Raw genomic sequence first — 18,033 nt, forward strand, 5'->3', positions numbered from 1 at the left:
TCATCAGTAACGCTACCTGATCATTAAGCTGCCTTTAGCTGCAATTTTAAGTTAAACTGCTTCAGAAACATTAGTCGAAATCTTGGCGCGATTCAGCAAGACTGAACTAGTTACTACTGACAGTGAGCTTAACGCCATGGCCAAGCCAGCCAGTTCCGGACTCAACGTTATTCCGATGGCGTAGAACACACCGGCGGCCACTGGAATTCCCAGTACGTTGTAAACGAAGGCCCAGAATAGATTAAGCTTAATGCGATTAAACGTTTTCCGGCTAATTGCCAGTGCCCGGTCAACATCGCGTAAATCATTTTTGACCAGAACGATACCCCCAGATTCAATGGCGATATCCGTACCAGAACCCATGGCGATACCAACATCCGCCACCGTTAATGCCGGTGCGTCATTGATGCCGTCGCCAACAAAGGCGACGTCGCCTGCTTGCTGTAAGGCTTTAACGTGATTGGCTTTATCGGCAGGAAGCACATCCGCAATTACTGAATCAATGCCAACTTGATCCGCAATGGCTTGTGCGACCCGCTGATTATCACCAGTCAGCATGACCGTTTTAAGGCCACGTTTTTTCAGCGCTGCAATGGCTGCTCTCGAGGTCACTTTAGGTGTATCCTGAATCGCAATCAAACCGATTACTTGATCAGCTAGACCAACGAAAACAACTGTTTTGGCTGCTGCTTGCAACTGTGCTACACGCTGTTTTAGATCAGGTGTGATCGGATAATCAGCTAATAATTTATCATTTCCAATAAACGCTGTCTGACCGTTGATCGTTGCTCGAACACCCTTACCTTCAATCGCCTGAAAATCTGTCACAGCAGCTGTCTGAACACCCTCCGTTTTCGCCATTGCCAAAATTGCGGTGGCTAATGGGTGTTCAGAATTAGCTTCCAAACTGGCAGCCAGGGATAAGACCTGTTTATGATCCCCGACGATATCGGTAACTTCAGGTTTACCGCGCGTAATTGTGCCAGTTTTATCGAACACAACCGTAGTAAGATCATTCACTTTTTCGAGAACTTCACCATTTTTAATGAGAATCCCCATTTTAGCTGAACGGCCAGTACCAACCATTAAAGCAGTCGGCGTTGCCAAACCTAGGGCACACGGGCAGGCAATAACGACGACTGAAACCGCAAAGATCAGCGCGTTGGCCACACTTGCACCAATCAGCACGTACCAGATCAAAAAAGTCAGAATGGAAATCATCAAAACGATGGGCACAAAAATATTGGAGACCTGATCGGTTAATTTTTGAATGGGCGCATGACTATTCTGCGCTTTTTTAACGAGTTCGACGATTTGAGCAAGCATCGTATCACTGCCAACCTTTTCAGCTCTGAACATAAAGGTGCCGTTACTGTTGATCGTGGACCCGATCACGTGATCACCTTGGCGCTTTTCAACGGGCATCGATTCACCGGTCACCATGGATTCATCAACTGCAGAACTACCCTTGGTGATCACACCGTCAACCGCAATTTTTTCACCCGGTTTAACCCGAATCAAATCACCAACCACGACTGAACTCAACGGCACTTTAACTAACTTACCATCGCGCATCACTTCAGCTTCTTTAGCCTGTAAATTAACTAATTTTTCAACGGCATTAGAAGCATTGTTACGCATCCGTTCTTCAAACACTTGCCCTAACAGGACAAACGTCGTCACAAAAGCGGCACTTTCAAAGAAGACAGCTTGGTGAGTGATCATGGCATAGACACTATAAAAATAAGCAGTTGCTGTCCCAATTGCCACCAAGGTATCCATATTAGAATGATGTTTCTTAAAGGAGGCCCAGGCACTCTGTATAAACGGGCCAGCTGAAACCGCCATGATACTGGTCGTCAGCACCAGCATGGTCCATTCACCGCCAGGCAGCATCCAGCCAAACGGATGTAAGATCATTTCCGCTAACATGGGTAGCGACAGGATCAATGAAACCCAAAACCGATTCGTAATTGACATGATCGTTCACCACTCTTTCAAGAATAGTTTCACTGCTGTATAGTTGCTTAAATCGACCTACTTAATAATCAATTTGCCATGGAACATATCCATGCCGCAAGCCCACTGAAATTCGCCAGCTTTGCTGGTATCAATGTTAATCGCCTGCTTCTCGCCCTTGGGTAACTCACGATTGATCCCAAAATCCGAAAAAACAACGCGATCCAAGCAGCTTGACGGATCACGACGGGTAAAGTTCAAGACAGCGGGCACACCCTTTTTTAAAACGATTCTTTCAGGGGAATAGCCGCCGTTAACATCAACCTCGATCTGCTGAACGTTATCAGCCACATCGGCGGCTTCTGTCGCTACCGCATGCTTACCAAAGAACCACCAGGCGATAAAACCAATAAGTGCTAAACCAACAATCAATACTAGAATTCTAATCATTTTTGGATCCTCCTCTATTTTACGTTTACATTTGTAAACCTTGTCTATATCATAAAGGCTATGTTTACAGTTGTCAACCAAAAAGTGAGGCAATCCGCATCATGCAGATTGCCCTTCTTCAGTCGTTACTACTCAATTAACCTAGTACTGTGTCTAGCGTTCGGTCACGTGCGCCTTAACCTGATCAACAATGGTCATAATATGCCGGTCGGACAGCTCATAATGAATGTTTTTACCGTTGCGGGTCCCCTTTACGAGGTTTTGCTGTTTCAGTAAACTAAGCTGATGAGAAACTGTCGATTGGTTCAAATCTAAGACCTGCGTAATTTCCGTCACGCTTAAGGTAGATTCTGCTAAGGCTAAAATAATCCGGACCCGAGTCACATCACCCAGCGTTTTGAATAGCGCGACCACGTTTTCTAACTCTGATGACACAATTAAGTGATCTTTGAGATGACTAACAACTTCTAAATGTTTTGGATCTTCCATTATTTTCCAATGCCCCCATAATTATTCTTTTCCAATATTAATGCGCTACAGAAAGCAAGGATGCGTTTGCATTTTAATGACGGGACAGTTACAATACATATTGAGATATGAACATATGTTAATATGTATTGAGGTGATACGATGAAAGCAGCTACTGTTCCCTCTCACACACGTAAGACGCTGCGTGGTTTTCTGAATCATAAACGCGATCTGTTAATGATCGCCAGTTCAACCATTATATTATTAATTGCGGTCAGTTTACCAGTCTCACTACCAAAAATGATACTCTATTTAGCTTCCTACGCCATTATTGGCTACCGCGTCATTTGGGTATCGTTAAAGAACATCATCCATGGTGATCTTTTTGACGAAAACTTTTTGATGACCGTTGCCACGGTTGGTGCTATTGCCTTAGGTGACTATCCTGAGGCTATCGCAGTTATGCTATTTTATCAAATCGGTGATTTATTTGAAGCGATTGCAGTTCAACAGTCTAAACAATCGATTTCCTCACTGTTAAAACTTAAAGCAACCACTGCCACGCTGTTAACGAATACCGGTGAACGAACCGTTAAACCTGAGACTGTGATCCCCGGTCAGATGATTCGAGTCAAACCGGGTGAAAAGATCGCCTTAGATGGAGAACTAGTCCGTGGCACTACTAGCCTGGATACTTCTGCATTAACTGGTGAATCTCTGCCCCGTGATGTGCAGGGTGGTGAAACCGTTTTGAGCGGTGCCATCAACCTCACCGGCGTAATCGATGTTCGGGTCACCAAGCCCTACGAAGAATCAACGATCTCCAAAATCTTAGACCTCGTTCAAAACGCTACTCAAAAGAAAACGACGACGGAAAAATTCATCACGCGCTTTGCTAAAATTTATACGCCGATCGTGGTAGGATTAGCGGTCCTATTAGCAATTTTTCCACCCTTACTCCAAGTCGGCTCTTGGGCAACCTGGATCAATCGGGCACTCGTTTTTCTAGTCATCAGTTGTCCCTGCGCACTGGTAATTTCCGTCCCATTAAGTTTCTTCGGCGGGATTGGCGCAGCTTCACGACACGGTATCCTAGTCAAGGGCAGTAATTTTTTGGAAGTTTTAACGCACGTGAACACGATTGCGTTTGATAAGACGGGCACTTTAACGCAAGGAAAATTCGCCGTGAGCGAAATTAAACCAATTAAACCCACAACCTGTGATCGATTACTGGGGATTGCTGCGGCGGCCGAACAGCACTCTAACCACCCCATTGCGCTGTCAATTCTGGCAGCTTACAAGGGTGATCTGAGCCAGTTCAACATACATGATATCAAAGAAACTGCCGGTCATGGCATTAGTGCAACTATTGATGACCACGCTGTTGTGGTTGGAAATGCCAAGGCAATGACCAAAGCACAAATTACGATGCCAGCTGATAAAACCAGTACCACAACCGTTTACGTTGCTGTCGATCATCAGTTTATTGGCAGCATCAAGGTTGCTGATCAACCAAAGTTAGACGCTGCAGATGCCATTGCCTCACTCAAACACCAGGGCGTTGACAACACCGTACTATTAACTGGTGATAATCAGGGCGTTGCTGAGCAGATTGGCCAGCAGCTATCATTGGATCACGTTATCTCTGAACTGTTACCTGCTCAAAAAGTAACTGAAATTGAAAAATTAAATCAAGCGGCCCACGCGACCAACCATCAAGTCGGTTTCGTTGGTGACGGCATTAACGATACGCCGGTTTTAGCCCGTGCCGATGTGGGCATTGCTATGGGTGGCCTGGGTGCTGACGCAGCGATTGAAGCTGCGGATATTGTAATCATGGATGATAAACCGTCAAAAGTGGCTACCATCATTCAAATCGCCAAAGCTACTAAGCGAATCGTCTGGGAAAACATTACGTTTGCGCTGACGATCAAAATCATTTTCCTACTGCTTGGGGCTTTGGGCCTTATCGGCATGTGGGAAGCCGTTTTCGCCGATGTTGGTGTGACCCTCATTGCAATTCTTAATGCACTGCGGCTTCAGCGCGACTAATAAAACAGCCTTGAATCAAACTCGATAACGTTTATCGGGCTTGATTCAAGGCTGTTTTTTATTTAAAAAATCAAGCGGGTGCCGTTAATGAGTAATAAGATACCATACCCCATGACGACGATACCTGAAATAATGTTGACCCACATCAAGACGCGTTTCGGTAAGCGATTCTTTAAAATACCAACGATCATGGTGATGGTAAAAAACCAAATGGCAGTGGCTAAAACGATCCCGCCTAAAAATGGCAAGACTTGGCTAGCGGTTAACGTACCCCGTAAGGCGCCCATGGTCACACTGGTATCAATAATTGCCTGCGGATTGGCAAAGGCGACGATCCAAGCGCTGGCAAAGGCCTCTTTCAATGGCATTTGCGAGTTGTTATTTCCCAGTTCAATTTGACTAGCCGAGCGTAGGATACCAAATCCCATCCAAACGACGATCAGACCGCCAATCAGCATAATCGCAATTTTCAGCCATAAATAGCGACTCACCAATGCGCCCATTCCCAAGAAGGCGACAGAGGTTAAGGTGGTATCTGCTACCCATACAAAAACACCGATTAATAATGCCCGGCGCAGGCGGTTACTCATGGCACTGTTAACAACAAATAGGTTCTGCATCCCAATTGAGGATACTAGTGCAAAACTGATCAACATTCCCCGTAATACTACTGATGTCATAGTTAACTCCCTTCACTTCGCATAGAAAAAGGCAGCTGCTCTTAGTCTTCAACGTTTTTAAACGCTGTATCTTCGACTAGAAGTAGCTGCCTATCAAGGCCACCCGATGATGACCTTGCTAATAGCGATTTAATTGACTCCAGATAGCATACGGGAACCCAATTAAAATGTCAAGTCAGAACTATTTCAAGTAGGCCGTGTAGAAGAGATATCCAGACAGACAGAACGCGGCGATGGTGATCACATTGCGCAGTAATTTAACCGGCACGTGTCGAACCACAACGGGCCCGATATAGCCACCAATAAACATCCCCACTGCTAAGGGAACCGCCATTAACCAATAAACTTTAATGGTAAACGCGTAGATGACCAGTGAAATCGTATTGGTGAGTAACGCTGAAAAATTTTTGATCGCATTGCTGACGATGAATGGTTTGGCCAGCGTCACCGTTAAGATCGATAACAGAAAAATCCCAGCAGCGGCACCAAAGTAACCAATGTAAACACCCACCAAAAAGATGGACACATTTTTCAGTATACGCACCCATAATTTCGTTGGTTGATCGGTTCTAGCCGTCCGCTTCTTTTTCCCCGACAACATCATCATGAGGGCCGCGAGAAAAATCAAAAACGGCACCACGTGTTCAAAACTCGAAGAAGGCAAATAAGCGAGAATAATACACCCAAGAATCCCACCTGAAGCTGTTAAAAGGCCAATATGCCACATAGTTGCGTGATTACCTTTGAGCTCTTTAGACGATGACAGCGTTGAACCCAGACCGGTAAAAATCAGAGCAGCCGTATTGGTCACATTAGCACTCACTGGTGGTATCCCAACACTTAATAACACTGGATAGGACACCAGCGAAGCAAGCCCAGCGGTGGCACTTAAAAAACCGGCAGTGGTCCCTGCCAGCACCAAATAAATTGTAATTAAAATAACGTGCAGCATGACACCCTCCTCAAAAAACATTTACCTAACCAGTATAGCGCAAAGCTGACGAGCAAAAAACGTGCTTCTTGGTTAATAATAGCCAAAAAACACGTTTTAAAATTCATCTTACTGGTAATAAATTAAAGTACCACACTTAATTCCGGTCGAATCTGATCTTTCATCCGTTCAGTCAACTGGCGGTTATTTTTAATCAGCAATTCATCATAAATAACCTTCTGAAAGATTGACACAATTACCCGTGCCAACGGTTGTGCTTGCTTTTCGGACATCGGCTGAAGGGTCGGTGCCGTTTTTAATTGAGTCGCAATCTGGCCGACGATCCCATCTAAAACCTGAAGTAACCAGCCTGCCTGGTCATCAGACAATAACATCCGCTCATGGATCGTAATCATAAAGGACTGGTAGTTTTCCTCTTCTTGAAAAGCCAGCCAAATACTTTCAAAGATGCTCATCAAACGCTGTTCCAGTTCATCCTTAGTTAAGCAGTCAGCAAATGTGAACTGCAGCTGATTAACGCGATTAATGATTCCCTGATAAACGATTGTATCTAAGATCTCATGCTTACCGTGAGGAAAATAATAGTACATTAATCCTTCGGCCGTCCCGGCTGCTTGATTGATCATTCGCGTGGTAGTTGCTTCATAACCCTTATTAGCAAACATTTCCCGGGAAATTCCTAGGATCTTTTCTCTATGCTGGTCACTTTTAGTGCCACTTTTACTCATTGTTTCTCCCTACTTTGTCGCTGATTACGGTACGAAAAAAGACAGCTTTCTAATGTTGCTCCTGAAAACTGTCCCTACAAATCTTAACTAAACATTCCTGCAACTTGTTGTACTAAAAGGTAAACATCTAGCACAATCAAAACGATGGTCACTATCCATGCACTGTATTTTACCCAGGCATGATTGGCAAACTCACCCATAACCTTTTTACTACTCGTAAACATCACGAGTGGAATCACTGCAAATGGTAAAGCGATACTTAAGAATACTTGCGAAAGTGTCAGTAGATTTTCAATTTTGGCTTCATTACCATGATAGATGATAGCGAAGATCAGCACTGGTGTAACTGAAAGCAACCGTGTCACTAACCGTTGTGCCCAGAGCGGAATCCGTAGCCGAATGAAGCCTTCCATGATGATCTGTCCAGCCAACGTACCTGTAATGGTCGAGCTTTGACCTGACGACAGCAGTGCAATGGCAAATAACATACTCAACATTGGACTAGCAATCGCACCAACGATTTGACTGTTGTTCAAAGCATTGAACAAATCTACGAAATGGCCTAACGAACTGTTCGTTCCGAAAAATAATGCAGCCCCAAGGATCAACAGTAAACTGTTAACAATAAAGGCGATGAACAATTGCAGGTTAGAATCAATGGTTGAAAACTTGATTGCTTTAGCAATGTCTTTTTTATCTGAACGGTCAAGCTGACGGGTTTGTGAAATCGATGAGCCTAGATACAGGTCATGGGGCATCACCGTGGCACCCACAATTCCTAAGGAGAGGTATAACATTGAATGATTAGTAATAATATCCGTCTTCGGAACGTAACCACCGATAATACCCGCAATACTTGGATTTGATAAAGCAACTTCATAAGCGAAGACCAATAAAATAACAGCCACTAACGTTGCCACGATTGCTTCGATTTTTCTGAACCCTAATTTCATCAGTACCAGTAACAGCAAAACATCGGCAGCTGTAATCAAAATACCAACAACTAACGGGATTTTGAAAATCAGCTGCAAGGCAATCCCTGAACCAATAATTTCGGCAATATCAGTTGCCATAATCGCTAATTCAGCAATTACCCAAAGCACGATGCCCATGCCCTTACTCGTCCGTTCCCGGGTCAGTTGAGCTAGGTCTTTACCAGTTACAATACCCAGTTTAGCTGACATAGCTTGCAGCAGCATCGCAATCAAGCTAGAAATCAGGATCACGGCAAGTAACTTATATTTAAACTGTGCCCCACCAGCAATTGACGTGATCCAGTTACCGGGATCCATGTAGCCAACGGCAATTAAAATACCAGGGCCGGTATACGCCATCAAGGTTTTCCAAAAACCTGCGTTCTTCGGAACCTCGACTGAACCGTTAACCTCATCCAGGCTCTTACCCTCACCGTTAACGCCCTGTACGAAGTTATGTTTCTCTGTATTTGTTTCTTTCATCGTTAAAACCTCTTTTCTATTGGCTTAGAAATTCGGTTGGTCATTGAAATCCAAATTTGATATAAAGATAAGCGTCCGGGTTTAATTCCATATCAAGTTATCATTTCTTTGATCCAAACATTCAAAGCAATTCAATTGTTTTCGACTGAGCGCCCGCTCAATTTCCAAAACTAATATTACCACCATAAATTTTAATTACAAGGAAAATTTCATGATGTAAGCGGATTAATTAAGGCTTTAGTTATATTCACCTGGAATCCCCATGAAAATATAATTTGGAATGCCTAAATCTTTCCCAAAAAAAGCACCAAACAAACTGTTGCCAGCTTGTTTGGTGCTTTAGTTTACTTCAAATAATGATGCGCTGTTAAATATTGCCGCGCAATCACTGAAGCTTTACGGTGCTTAACGGTCACCTGATAGTTCATACTCTGCATATCACTAATTGAAATTTTACCGCTTAATCGGTCGAGCTGTTTAACGATTGCCGGATGCTGCTTGGCAAAGCTAGCTTTCATCAAAGGCGCTCCCTGATACGTTGGGAAAAAGTGCTGATTATCTTTGAGCACAACTAAGTGATATTCCTTGATCTGCGGATCAGTTGTATACCCATCCGTTACGTCCACCCGTTTATCAGCCAGCGCTTCATAGCGCAATGACGGTTCCATAGTTTTGGCTGATTTCAAGCGCAGCCCATAAGCCTTAGTCAACCCTGGATAACCATTGCTTTGCTGGTAAAAGTCCGGATCAAACGCTCCGGAGAGCTGATTAGAAACCCGTGCTAAATCAGAAATCGTGCGTAAATGATAACGCGTTGCGGTCTCCCTGCGAACGGCCACCGCATAGTTATTCTGATAAGCCATCGGTTTCAAGTAAGTCATGTTGAACTGCTGTTTGACATCGTGACGGGCGTCTTGATAAGCAATCTGCGGATCATGATTAACAGTATGGTTACCCTTGACCAACGTCTGTAAAATGGTTCCCGTAAACTCAGGATAAATATCGATCTTATTACTTTGAAGTCCCTTAAACAGGAAGCTAGTGCCACCAAAGTTAGGCTTTAGCGTCACTTTAACCTTGGTATCATTTTGTTCAATCAAATCCTTATACATATTGATCAGGACTTCAGGTTCACCGCCTAATTTACCAGCAATCGTCACAGTTTCAGTCTGCGGCTTCAATAGGTTACGGCCAACGGTGCCGCCAAAACCGATGATAACCAACGCTAAAACACCGATTCCTAGCCGCTTTAAAGGTACTTTTGATAACGCCGCAATCAGCCAATTAGCTAATAATGCCAAAATAGCTGAGAGAATCGCACCCACCAGTAGCGCAGTGTTGTTATTGGTTTGGATACCCAACAGAATATAGGTCCCCAAACCGCCACCGCCAATCAAGGCAGCTAACGTCGCGGTCCCAATAACGAGCACGGTGGCGATTCGAATCCCCGATAAGATCATCGGCATAGCTAACGGTAATTCAACTTTAAACAGTTTAAATTGTGGCGTGACACCAAGCGCATCCGCAGCCTCTAACAAAACGGGATCAATATTGGTGAGCCCGGCATAGGTATTTTGAAAAACCGGCATGATTGCATACAGTACTAAAGCAATAATTGCAGGAACCGTCCCAATCCCAACGAACGGAATGAGAATCCCTAAGACCGCTAGACTGGGAATCGTTTGAATCACCCCAGTAACTTGTAAGAAAAATTCACCAATACGGCGATGATTGATCAGGACGATGGCTAACGGTATGGCAATCAAAATTGTGATCAGCATGGCAATCAGAGAAATCGAAATATGCTGCCACAAAGCTTGTAACAGATCACTATGGTTCTTATTAATATAACTGATCAATTGATTAATGATGGTCACCTTCCGTTTCCAGTGAAGCTAAATAATCAATTAAATCGTGATCACTCAAGACTGTGTCACCCACGATAACTTGATCGATCTGCGACTCTTGAAGCGCAGTTGCCCATTCGAAGATACTTTGCCCCTTGACCATCTTTGTCCCTGGTTCGTGAGCCTTGGCCGGTCGACCAAAACCAGCCGCCAAGACTTGTCCCAATAACTGGTTCGCCTGCTGTTCATCCGCAAAGAAGTTGCTAACAAAAGCGTTCGCCGGTTCTGTCAGGATCTCAGTGGGCGTGCCTACCTGCTGCAGCTTGCCATTGTACACGACAGCGATCCTGTCTGCTAGCCGCAAAGCTTCGTGCATATCATGAGTCACAAACACAATGGTACTGTCTAGATCCCGATGAAGGTTAATGACAATTTGCTGCAGCTGTCTTCGTGAAACTGGGTCTAAGGCACTGAATGATTCATCCATTAAAACTAAACTAGGTTTCGCAGCTAAGGCCCGCACAATGCCGACCCGCTGTGCCTCTCCACCGGAAAGCTCGCTGGGCATCCGGCTCAGAAAATGGTCTGGGTCCAGACCAACTTCCGTCATGAGTTCAGCAATTCTTTTGTGCTTCTTCTCTGCTGGCCACTTTAAGTTATCCAGTTGCACGCTGGCATTTTCAGCCACAGTCATATTGGGAAATAAAGCCCCAGTCTGCAAAACATAGCCAATCCGCCGGCGTAACTGCTGTAAATTAACAGTTGCCACATCTTTGCCATCAATTTTAACCTGTCCAGACGTTGGGACGACCAACCGATTGATCGTTTTTAACAGCGTGGTTTTTCCACTACCGGAAGGTCCGACCAGCACAAAGAGCTCACCGTCATTAATGGTGAGACTTAAATGATCCAGGGCGTGCTGATCTTGATACTCCTTGTTAACGTTAAGCAGTTCAATCACTAGAATTACCTCGATTTTACTTTCTCGTTTTACGCATTAACTACCACTTGATACTACTTAATTTGACTAAAAAAGAGTCGCCATTTTTAAAGCGCTCTTTAACTTTAAGATCTCAATAATTTTGTCACACCAGCCGGTAACTCTGCTGGAGAGGCAACCAGTGCCGTTGCATTGGAAGCTCTGAGCTCTGCTGCATCGCCAAAACCATACGTCACACCCAAAGTTTTCACTTGGTTTGCATTACCGCCAGCCATATCGGTATAGCGGTCGCCAACCATCACACTGTGATCTCGTGAAGCACCGCTTTTTTCAATGCCGTAAGCCAATATCGCCGTTTTACTGGAGCGAACCCGTTCGTCTGAAGCAGCGCCATAAATCCCATTAAAATACGTGTTTAACTGAAATTTATCAATGATTCGGCGCAGCACCCATTCTGGTTTAGCCGAAGCCACGTTCAACTGGTAGCCAGTAGACTTCAACGTTGTCAGTGCCGCTTCAATCCCAGGATAAACATCTAACTGAAACAACCCCTTAGTATCATATTCTGCTTGGTATTGTTTAACGGCAGCGGTCACCTGCTCTTGGGACAGAGTTGGGAAAAACCGTTTCAGACTAACCGTTAATGTTGGTCCAATAAATAACCGATACTGAGCATCCGTTAACCGTGGCAACTGCATCTCCGTGACCATTTTTTTAACGGCTGAAACGATTCCGCGTTCAGAATCAACAATGGTACCATCAAAATCAAAGAATACCTGCTCATCCATACTCTTACTCCATTTCTAGTAATCCTGGCGTATACAGTACCGTAAATTTGGTGAATCTTCAAGCCATTAATCAAAAATACTTACTTTTTATTAATAAATAGACCGTTAACTGGCTGCACATTACCCACAGTCTGCTTATTCAGCCAGTAACCGTCTAATATCCGCCTGTAATTCCGGTACCACTGATTCCTCAAACCAAGGGTGCTGGTGCATCCAGCCGTAATTTAGTGGTGAAGGATGAACGATGGGGAAATATTCTGGTAAATAATCCTGATAATGGGCCACCGTTTCCGTCAGCGTCTTTTGCCGGCGCTTTTGCAGATAATACTTTTGCGCATAGGCACCGATCAACAGCGTCAACGAAACCTTTGGCATCAATTCAAGAACTGGTTTGTGCCATTTTTCGGCGAAACCCTTTCGTGGCGGTAGATCACCCTGCTTACCTTTTCCCGGGAAATAAAAGTCCAAGGGCACCACCCCTAATTCCCCAGAATGATAGAATTCTTCACGACTCATACCCATCCATGCGCGCAACCGGTCACCACTGGGATCATCCCAGTACGTCATCGATTCTTGACCCTTACGGCTGGGTGCCTGACTGATAATCAGGATCCGTGCTTCTGGTTCCACGTGATACAACGGCTCAATCCCCTGTTGCGTAAAGGTCGCGTTTTGCGGATCAGCCATAATTTGCTGGTAAATATCTGCTGCTTTATTCATTTTGCCACTTCCTAAATTCTAATGATTTATTTTAACACGCTAAACCCCTCGTATGCAGGTGCACACGAGGGATCTTAGTCGTTTATTCAATTAATAAAAATAGCCTAAATCACTGGTAACACTGGGATAAACTGGCGTCCAGTCAGTGGCCTTTTCAGCTGACGTTTGATGGGTGATCAACTCAGAGAAATCGTTAATCAGCTCTTCAGCGTTGACCGCTAAAACGACAGCCCCAACTAATTTGCCAGTGGCTTTATCAACGATCGTCGTCACGTGGGCATCTTTATCCTGCAGCCGGTGGTACGTATACCAAGTCCCCACAGGCTGATCATGAATCACATATTGTTCCGTTTCCCGTTCAGCTGTTTCCAGTGTCATCCCAACTTGAGCAAGTTCTGGTCCTGCAAACACGGTATGCGGAATTGCTGGATAATGAATCGGTCCACTATTTTCACCAGTGAGCAGTCCTGCCACGTAACGCCCTTCAATACCAGAAACTGGCGTCAACTTAGGTACCGATTTAGCAATTGCATCACCAATCGCATAGATCGATGACACATTGGTTCTTAAATGATCATCAACTTTAACGCCTTGCGGTTCAATGTCAACGCCGATACCGGTCAGATTTAGCTGATCTAGATTTGGTCGCCGTCCAGCCGCCGCAAAAATAGCGTTCAGCGTGATGGGGGCCGCATGATCGGTGATAACTTTGATCTGATCATTACCAACCGCATTGAGTTCTGTCACGTTTGTATTCAGATGAAACTGGATGCCCTTATCTGCCAAAAGCTTTTTTAAGCGTTCAGTATAGGCTCGCGGAAAATTACGCAGCAGCCGATCATTATGCTGAAAAATATGGACTTCAGCACCCGCTTCCACCGCAATGTTTGCCAGTTCAATAGCCACGTAGCCGGCACCCACGAAACCAACTTTCTTTGGTAAATGCGCCAAGTTCAAAAAATCAGTACTCGTTTTAAAGGCTGCTTTACCAGGAATATCAGGAATATTAGGCCTAGCACCAGTTGCAATGACAATTTGCTTACCCGTGACCTGTTGATCTCCCACTCGTAAGGTGTGTTTATCTACAAATGAAGCGGTGCCGTGAAGCTGATTGATTCCCGCACTTTTTAAACCAGCCGCAGTCCCAGTCGGCACTTTATCCGTATAACTATGCTTAAACGCCATCATTGCCGACCAGTCGATTTTGGGCTCTACCGGCAAACCGCTCTCCTGATAGCGGATAGCCTGTCGCCGAGCTTCAACGACCCCATAAAGCATTTTTTTCGGGTCACAGCCGAAGTTAGGGCACGTGCCACCCCATAGGTTGCCCTCGATCACTAAAACACTTTGACTATCATTTAAACCATATGCAACGGCTAATCCGCCTGGTCCGCCACCAATCACAATCGTATCGTAATCAAATGCCATATTCATCCCTCCTGTTTACAACTAACTACTTTTCCCTTCCAACATACTACAAACTGGACTATGACACCAAAATTACGCCTTTCCATAGCTTTTTCTAATACCATTGCTAGTCTTATTTACCAAATATTTACACGTTATCTATAAACATTTACGAAGGATTTATGTTGTATTTACAATCACCCGTTACTATTAACCCTATCAAACTAGATAGGGGTTATTCACATGAATATTTTAAAATCAAGTTTATTTACCGCGGGGATCATCGGCCTTTCACTTGCAGCTGCAGGCTGTAGTTCTTCGAATACATCAGGCGGTCATCAAAAAGCTAAAGATCTCACAGTCGTTTTCCTACCTGGCGACTCAGCTAAAGAAGCTGGTCCTGCTAGAACAGCACTAGCTAACGAGATTCACAAAGCAACCGGAAAAAAGGTTACCGTTAAGACCACTACTGACTATAACGTAGCCATTCAAGCAATCTCATCTGGAAAGGCCCAGATCGCACTAATGGGGCCAGACAGTTACATTCAAGCACATAAGCAAAACGCTTCAGTTGAACCAATTTTAACCTACTCTGGTAAGTCCGGCACATTAAAAGACGCACAGTACCACAGTTACATTATGGTCCCGAAAGATAAGGCCAACCAGTACAAAGTGAATGGTAAATTTAGCCTGGAAAAAATCAAAGGTCAGAAGATGTCGTTCGTTTCAAACACCTCAACATCTGGCTTTGCCATTCCAGCGGGAGCCATCCAAACCAGCTTTAAACTCAAAAATAAGGATGATCTTCAACAAAGCAATAAATTCTTCTCTAAGGTCCTGTTTGGCGGCTCGCACCAAGGTTCAGCCGTCAACCTACTTAAGGGAGACGCTGATGTAGCGGCTTTCGATGATATGGATCTGGTATCATACGGTAAGTTTACCAACGATTCAACCAAAGCAGGGGCTGACTTTAAGATCAATGCCAATGCACCGGCACCGTTTAATCACGTTCGCGGTAAGGAAAGCATCGCTTTGGCAGCTTATCCAGTCCAAAATGAACCGATTGCGGTGAATACAAAGACAGTTAGCAAATCAGATACCAAGAAGATTATCGCAGCGCTAACCTCATCGCGAATCACTAAAGATAAAAAGTTCTTCGCACCAGCCAATTCCAAAGTGCACAGTTTGCTGCCTAAGAATGGTGATACTCAGTTCATTGCCATTTCCGATAAATGGTACGCACCCACTCATAAAGTATTAGGTGAGTAATTACTGACAAAGGAGGTCCTCCATATGCTAACCGTGAATCATCTAGCTAAGAGCTACGATGGCGAAAAAATGTCGCTGACGGATGTTTCTTTTAGCGTTCAGCCCGGTGAAGTAACCGTCATTATCGGGCCTTCTGGTGCCGGTAAAACAACCATTTTGCGCAGTATCAACCAACTTATTCGTGACGATGAAGGTGAAATCCTATTTGATCAGGTCGATATGCGTCAGTTAAATCGAGCACAATTGCGTCGTGCCCGCAGTCATATCGGGATGATTTTTCAGAGTTATAACCTCATTGAACCGCTAACAGCCATTGAAAACGTTCTGCATGGGTGCTTAGGGACCAAGTCAAATTTCGCTGGCATTTTCTCGATTTACAATACCCGCGAAAAAGAAGAAGCTTTAAAACTGCTTCAAAAAGTTGGCCTCGAAGAATTTGCCTATCAGCAATGCCGGAATCTCAGTGGCGGTCAAAAACAGCGGGTTGGGATTGCCCGGGCACTCATGCAACATCCCAAAATTATTTTGTGTGATGAACCGATTGCTTCACTAGATCCTAAATCAACCATTACCGTCATGGATATTTTGAAAGACCTTGCTGTTAATGAGGGTATCTCCGTTTTGATCAACCTCCACCAAGTCGATATTGCACGCAAATATGCCGATCATGTGATTGGTATTAACAACGGCCAGGTCGTTTTCGATGATCGTACGCCAGCCCTTTCCGATACTGCAGTTACCGGAATATACCGAAAGGATGCCCATTCTGAAGGGAGTTTAGTCCATGAATTCTAACCTTCAGCAAGTAAACCATTTCTTCAATAAAAAACGTTTCCGGCTGTCACTCATATTAGTCATTCTCGGACTAGCCTATGCCGGTGCATCTTTTGGACTGGGATTTCAGACCCATTCGTTATTAAATATTCAGGATGGTATTGCTTGGTTGATTCAAAATTTCATTCCCAATGAAGCTTCACAAGGTTATTGGCAAGAAATCAGCCAGCAACTCTTCCGAACCTTTTTAGTAGCCGTAGCAGCGACTACTTGTGCCGCTATCGGTGCCTTATTTCTAGCGATTATCGGTGCCAAAACACTGACCGCAGCCATTACTGTCAGTTGGGTCATTCGTGGATTTTCATCCCTGCTTCGAAACATTCCAATCGTTGCATGGGCGATGATCCTACTCTTCTCGTTCAAGCAAAACGACCTAACTGGGTTCCTCGCACTCTTTTTCATGACTCTGGGTTTTCTGACGCGGGCCTTTATGGAAACCATTGAGGATTTTGGCACCGAAAAGATTCAGGCATTACAGGCTACCGGTGCCACTTACCTTCAGGTTATCTTTCAAGGATTATTACCGGAAATCGCCGTGGCACTCATGTCCTGGATCCTTTATATGATTGAAAATAACGTTCGTGATGCAACTTTAGTGGGTTTGCTGACAGGAACTGGTATTGGCTTTATTTTTAACCTCTACTTTAAAAGCCTTAGATACGGGGCTGCCGGTCTAGTCGTTTTGTCAGTCATTATTTTAGTCGTCACGGTTGAGCTGATTTCCAATCTGATTGGGAGGTTATTATCATGATCAAACCTGAGAATCAAATTTCATTGCCCACTCAAATACCAGCAGGTCCGAGGCTGACAATTCCCCTCCGCTTTCGGGATCGACGCCGAATAACCATTATGCTGACACTGCTTGTACTGACCTATATCACACTCATCACGTTACCAACGATGATTCCAAGCCACTTTAAATTAGGTGCAGCTCTCGTAAGTTTTGCCGAAAACATTAAAATCATGTTCCTGCAACCGCGACTTACCAACACCACCTTTTCCACCCTCTTAGGTGCATTAGGTCAAAGTATTTTATTAGCCTTTTTAACCACGCTACTTGGCTCAGTATTGGCTTTTTTCTTCGCTCTAGCCAGTACGAGACGATTGGCACCCACGTCTTTAGTCCTCGGTATTCAAAGCCTGATGGCCGTCATCCGTGCGATTCCAACCGTTCTCTGGGTACTGATCTATAGTGTGGTCTTCGGATTAGGTGCTGACGCCGCAGTGGTTGGTATCACCTTCCACAGTGTTGCCTACCTCACTAAAGTCTACGCCGACAGCATGGATGAACTTTCACCTGACATCATCGACACAATGCAGGCCATGGGGCTTAAAAAGGGGACGATTATTCGTCAAGCAATCATCCCCTACCTCGTCTCTAGTTGCGATAATCCCTTTATGGTTGTCAGATGAAATACAATAATTCATTTGATGACTATGGAGGGATTTTTGTATGCCTAGATCCAAACACACAGCACTGGA

General features: G+C 44.5%; 17 protein-coding genes. 5 read left to right on the forward strand and 12 right to left on the reverse strand.

What is annotated here, in order from left to right:
- Window positions 1-51 precede the first annotated feature (51 nt).
- The 3 genes from FFM73_RS02640 to FFM73_RS02650 form a co-directional block, all read right to left on the reverse strand.
- Window positions 52-1,980: a copper-translocating P-type ATPase gene (locus FFM73_RS02640; RefSeq protein WP_137630234.1), complete on the reverse strand. Its 1,929-nt coding sequence runs from the start codon at window positions 1,978-1,980 to the stop codon at window positions 52-54.
- Window positions 1,981-2,037: 57 nt separating this feature from the next.
- Window positions 2,038-2,409 (reverse strand): cupredoxin domain-containing protein, encoded by a 372-nt coding sequence (locus FFM73_RS02645; RefSeq protein WP_137630235.1) that lies wholly within the window; start codon window positions 2,407-2,409, stop codon window positions 2,038-2,040.
- Between the two features lie 153 nt (window positions 2,410-2,562).
- Window positions 2,563-2,898 (reverse strand): ArsR/SmtB family transcription factor, encoded by a 336-nt coding sequence (locus FFM73_RS02650; RefSeq protein ID WP_137630236.1) that lies wholly within the window; start codon window positions 2,896-2,898, stop codon window positions 2,563-2,565.
- A 141-nt stretch (window positions 2,899-3,039) separates the two neighbouring features.
- Here FFM73_RS02650 and FFM73_RS02655 point away from each other — a divergent pair, with 141 nt between their 5' ends.
- Complete coding sequence (locus tag FFM73_RS02655; RefSeq protein ID WP_137630237.1) at window positions 3,040-4,929, forward strand: heavy metal translocating P-type ATPase; 1,890 nt, start codon at window positions 3,040-3,042, stop codon at window positions 4,927-4,929.
- A 62-nt stretch (window positions 4,930-4,991) separates the two neighbouring features.
- Here FFM73_RS02655 and FFM73_RS02660 read toward each other — a convergent pair whose 3' ends face one another.
- The 9 genes from FFM73_RS02660 to FFM73_RS02700 all read right to left on the reverse strand — a co-directional run bounded on the left by FFM73_RS02660 (window position 4,992) and on the right by FFM73_RS02700 (window position 14,469).
- Window positions 4,992-5,609: a LysE/ArgO family amino acid transporter gene (locus tag FFM73_RS02660; RefSeq protein ID WP_137630238.1), complete on the reverse strand. Its 618-nt coding sequence runs from the start codon at window positions 5,607-5,609 to the stop codon at window positions 4,992-4,994.
- A gap of 181 nt (window positions 5,610-5,790) precedes the next feature.
- The gene (locus FFM73_RS02665; protein WP_171001172.1) at window positions 5,791-6,561 is read right to left on the reverse strand and encodes a sulfite exporter TauE/SafE family protein; all 771 of its coding nucleotides are present in this window, start codon (window positions 6,559-6,561) and stop codon (window positions 5,791-5,793) included.
- A gap of 122 nt (window positions 6,562-6,683) precedes the next feature.
- A complete protein-coding gene (locus FFM73_RS02670) occupies window positions 6,684-7,289 on the reverse strand; it encodes a TetR/AcrR family transcriptional regulator (RefSeq protein WP_137630239.1) in 606 nt (201 codons plus the stop codon).
- 83 nt (window positions 7,290-7,372) lie between these two features.
- Window positions 7,373-8,746: an Nramp family divalent metal transporter gene (locus FFM73_RS02675; protein ID WP_137630240.1), complete on the reverse strand. Its 1,374-nt coding sequence runs from the start codon at window positions 8,744-8,746 to the stop codon at window positions 7,373-7,375.
- 344 nt (window positions 8,747-9,090) lie between these two features.
- Complete coding sequence (locus FFM73_RS02680; RefSeq protein ID WP_137630254.1) at window positions 9,091-10,617, reverse strand: ABC transporter permease/substrate-binding protein; 1,527 nt, start codon at window positions 10,615-10,617, stop codon at window positions 9,091-9,093.
- Window positions 10,610-11,554 (reverse strand): ABC transporter ATP-binding protein, encoded by a 945-nt coding sequence (locus tag FFM73_RS02685; protein WP_137630241.1) that lies wholly within the window; start codon window positions 11,552-11,554, stop codon window positions 10,610-10,612. Before FFM73_RS02685 ends, FFM73_RS02680 begins: the two co-directional genes overlap by 8 nt.
- A 104-nt stretch (window positions 11,555-11,658) precedes the next feature.
- A complete protein-coding gene (locus FFM73_RS02690) occupies window positions 11,659-12,321 on the reverse strand; it encodes an HAD hydrolase-like protein (RefSeq protein ID WP_137630242.1) in 663 nt (220 codons plus the stop codon).
- Between the two features lie 135 nt (window positions 12,322-12,456).
- Window positions 12,457-13,041, reverse strand: a complete 585-nt coding sequence (locus tag FFM73_RS02695) for a uracil-DNA glycosylase family protein (protein WP_137630243.1) — start codon at window positions 13,039-13,041, stop codon at window positions 12,457-12,459.
- A 90-nt stretch (window positions 13,042-13,131) separates the two neighbouring features.
- On the reverse strand, window positions 13,132-14,469 hold the full coding sequence (locus FFM73_RS02700; protein ID WP_137630244.1) for a dihydrolipoyl dehydrogenase family protein: 1,338 nt from the start codon (window positions 14,467-14,469) through the stop codon (window positions 13,132-13,134).
- A 222-nt stretch (window positions 14,470-14,691) separates the two neighbouring features.
- Between FFM73_RS02700 and FFM73_RS02705 the strand changes: the two genes are divergently transcribed.
- Genes FFM73_RS02705 through FFM73_RS02720 form a run of 4 tightly spaced genes read left to right on the forward strand, consistent with a single transcriptional unit; the run spans window position 14,692 to window position 17,964 of the window.
- Window positions 14,692-15,717 (forward strand): phosphate/phosphite/phosphonate ABC transporter substrate-binding protein, encoded by a 1,026-nt coding sequence (locus FFM73_RS02705; RefSeq protein ID WP_137630245.1) that lies wholly within the window; start codon window positions 14,692-14,694, stop codon window positions 15,715-15,717.
- 24 nt (window positions 15,718-15,741) lie between these two features.
- Complete coding sequence (phnC, locus tag FFM73_RS02710) at window positions 15,742-16,512, forward strand: phosphonate ABC transporter ATP-binding protein (RefSeq protein ID WP_137630246.1); 771 nt, start codon at window positions 15,742-15,744, stop codon at window positions 16,510-16,512.
- Window positions 16,502-17,302: an ABC transporter permease subunit gene (locus FFM73_RS02715; protein ID WP_137630247.1), complete on the forward strand. Its 801-nt coding sequence runs from the start codon at window positions 16,502-16,504 to the stop codon at window positions 17,300-17,302. Before phnC ends, FFM73_RS02715 begins: the two co-directional genes overlap by 11 nt.
- A complete protein-coding gene (locus tag FFM73_RS02720) occupies window positions 17,299-17,964 on the forward strand; it encodes a PhnE/PtxC family ABC transporter permease (RefSeq protein WP_137630248.1) in 666 nt (221 codons plus the stop codon). The genes FFM73_RS02715 and FFM73_RS02720 overlap by 4 nt, the downstream gene beginning before the upstream one ends.
- The last annotated feature ends 69 nt before the right edge of the window (window positions 17,965-18,033 follow it).

Source organism: Secundilactobacillus hailunensis (genome assembly GCF_005405185.1).
Lineage (GTDB): Bacteria > Bacillota > Bacilli > Lactobacillales > Lactobacillaceae > Secundilactobacillus > Secundilactobacillus hailunensis.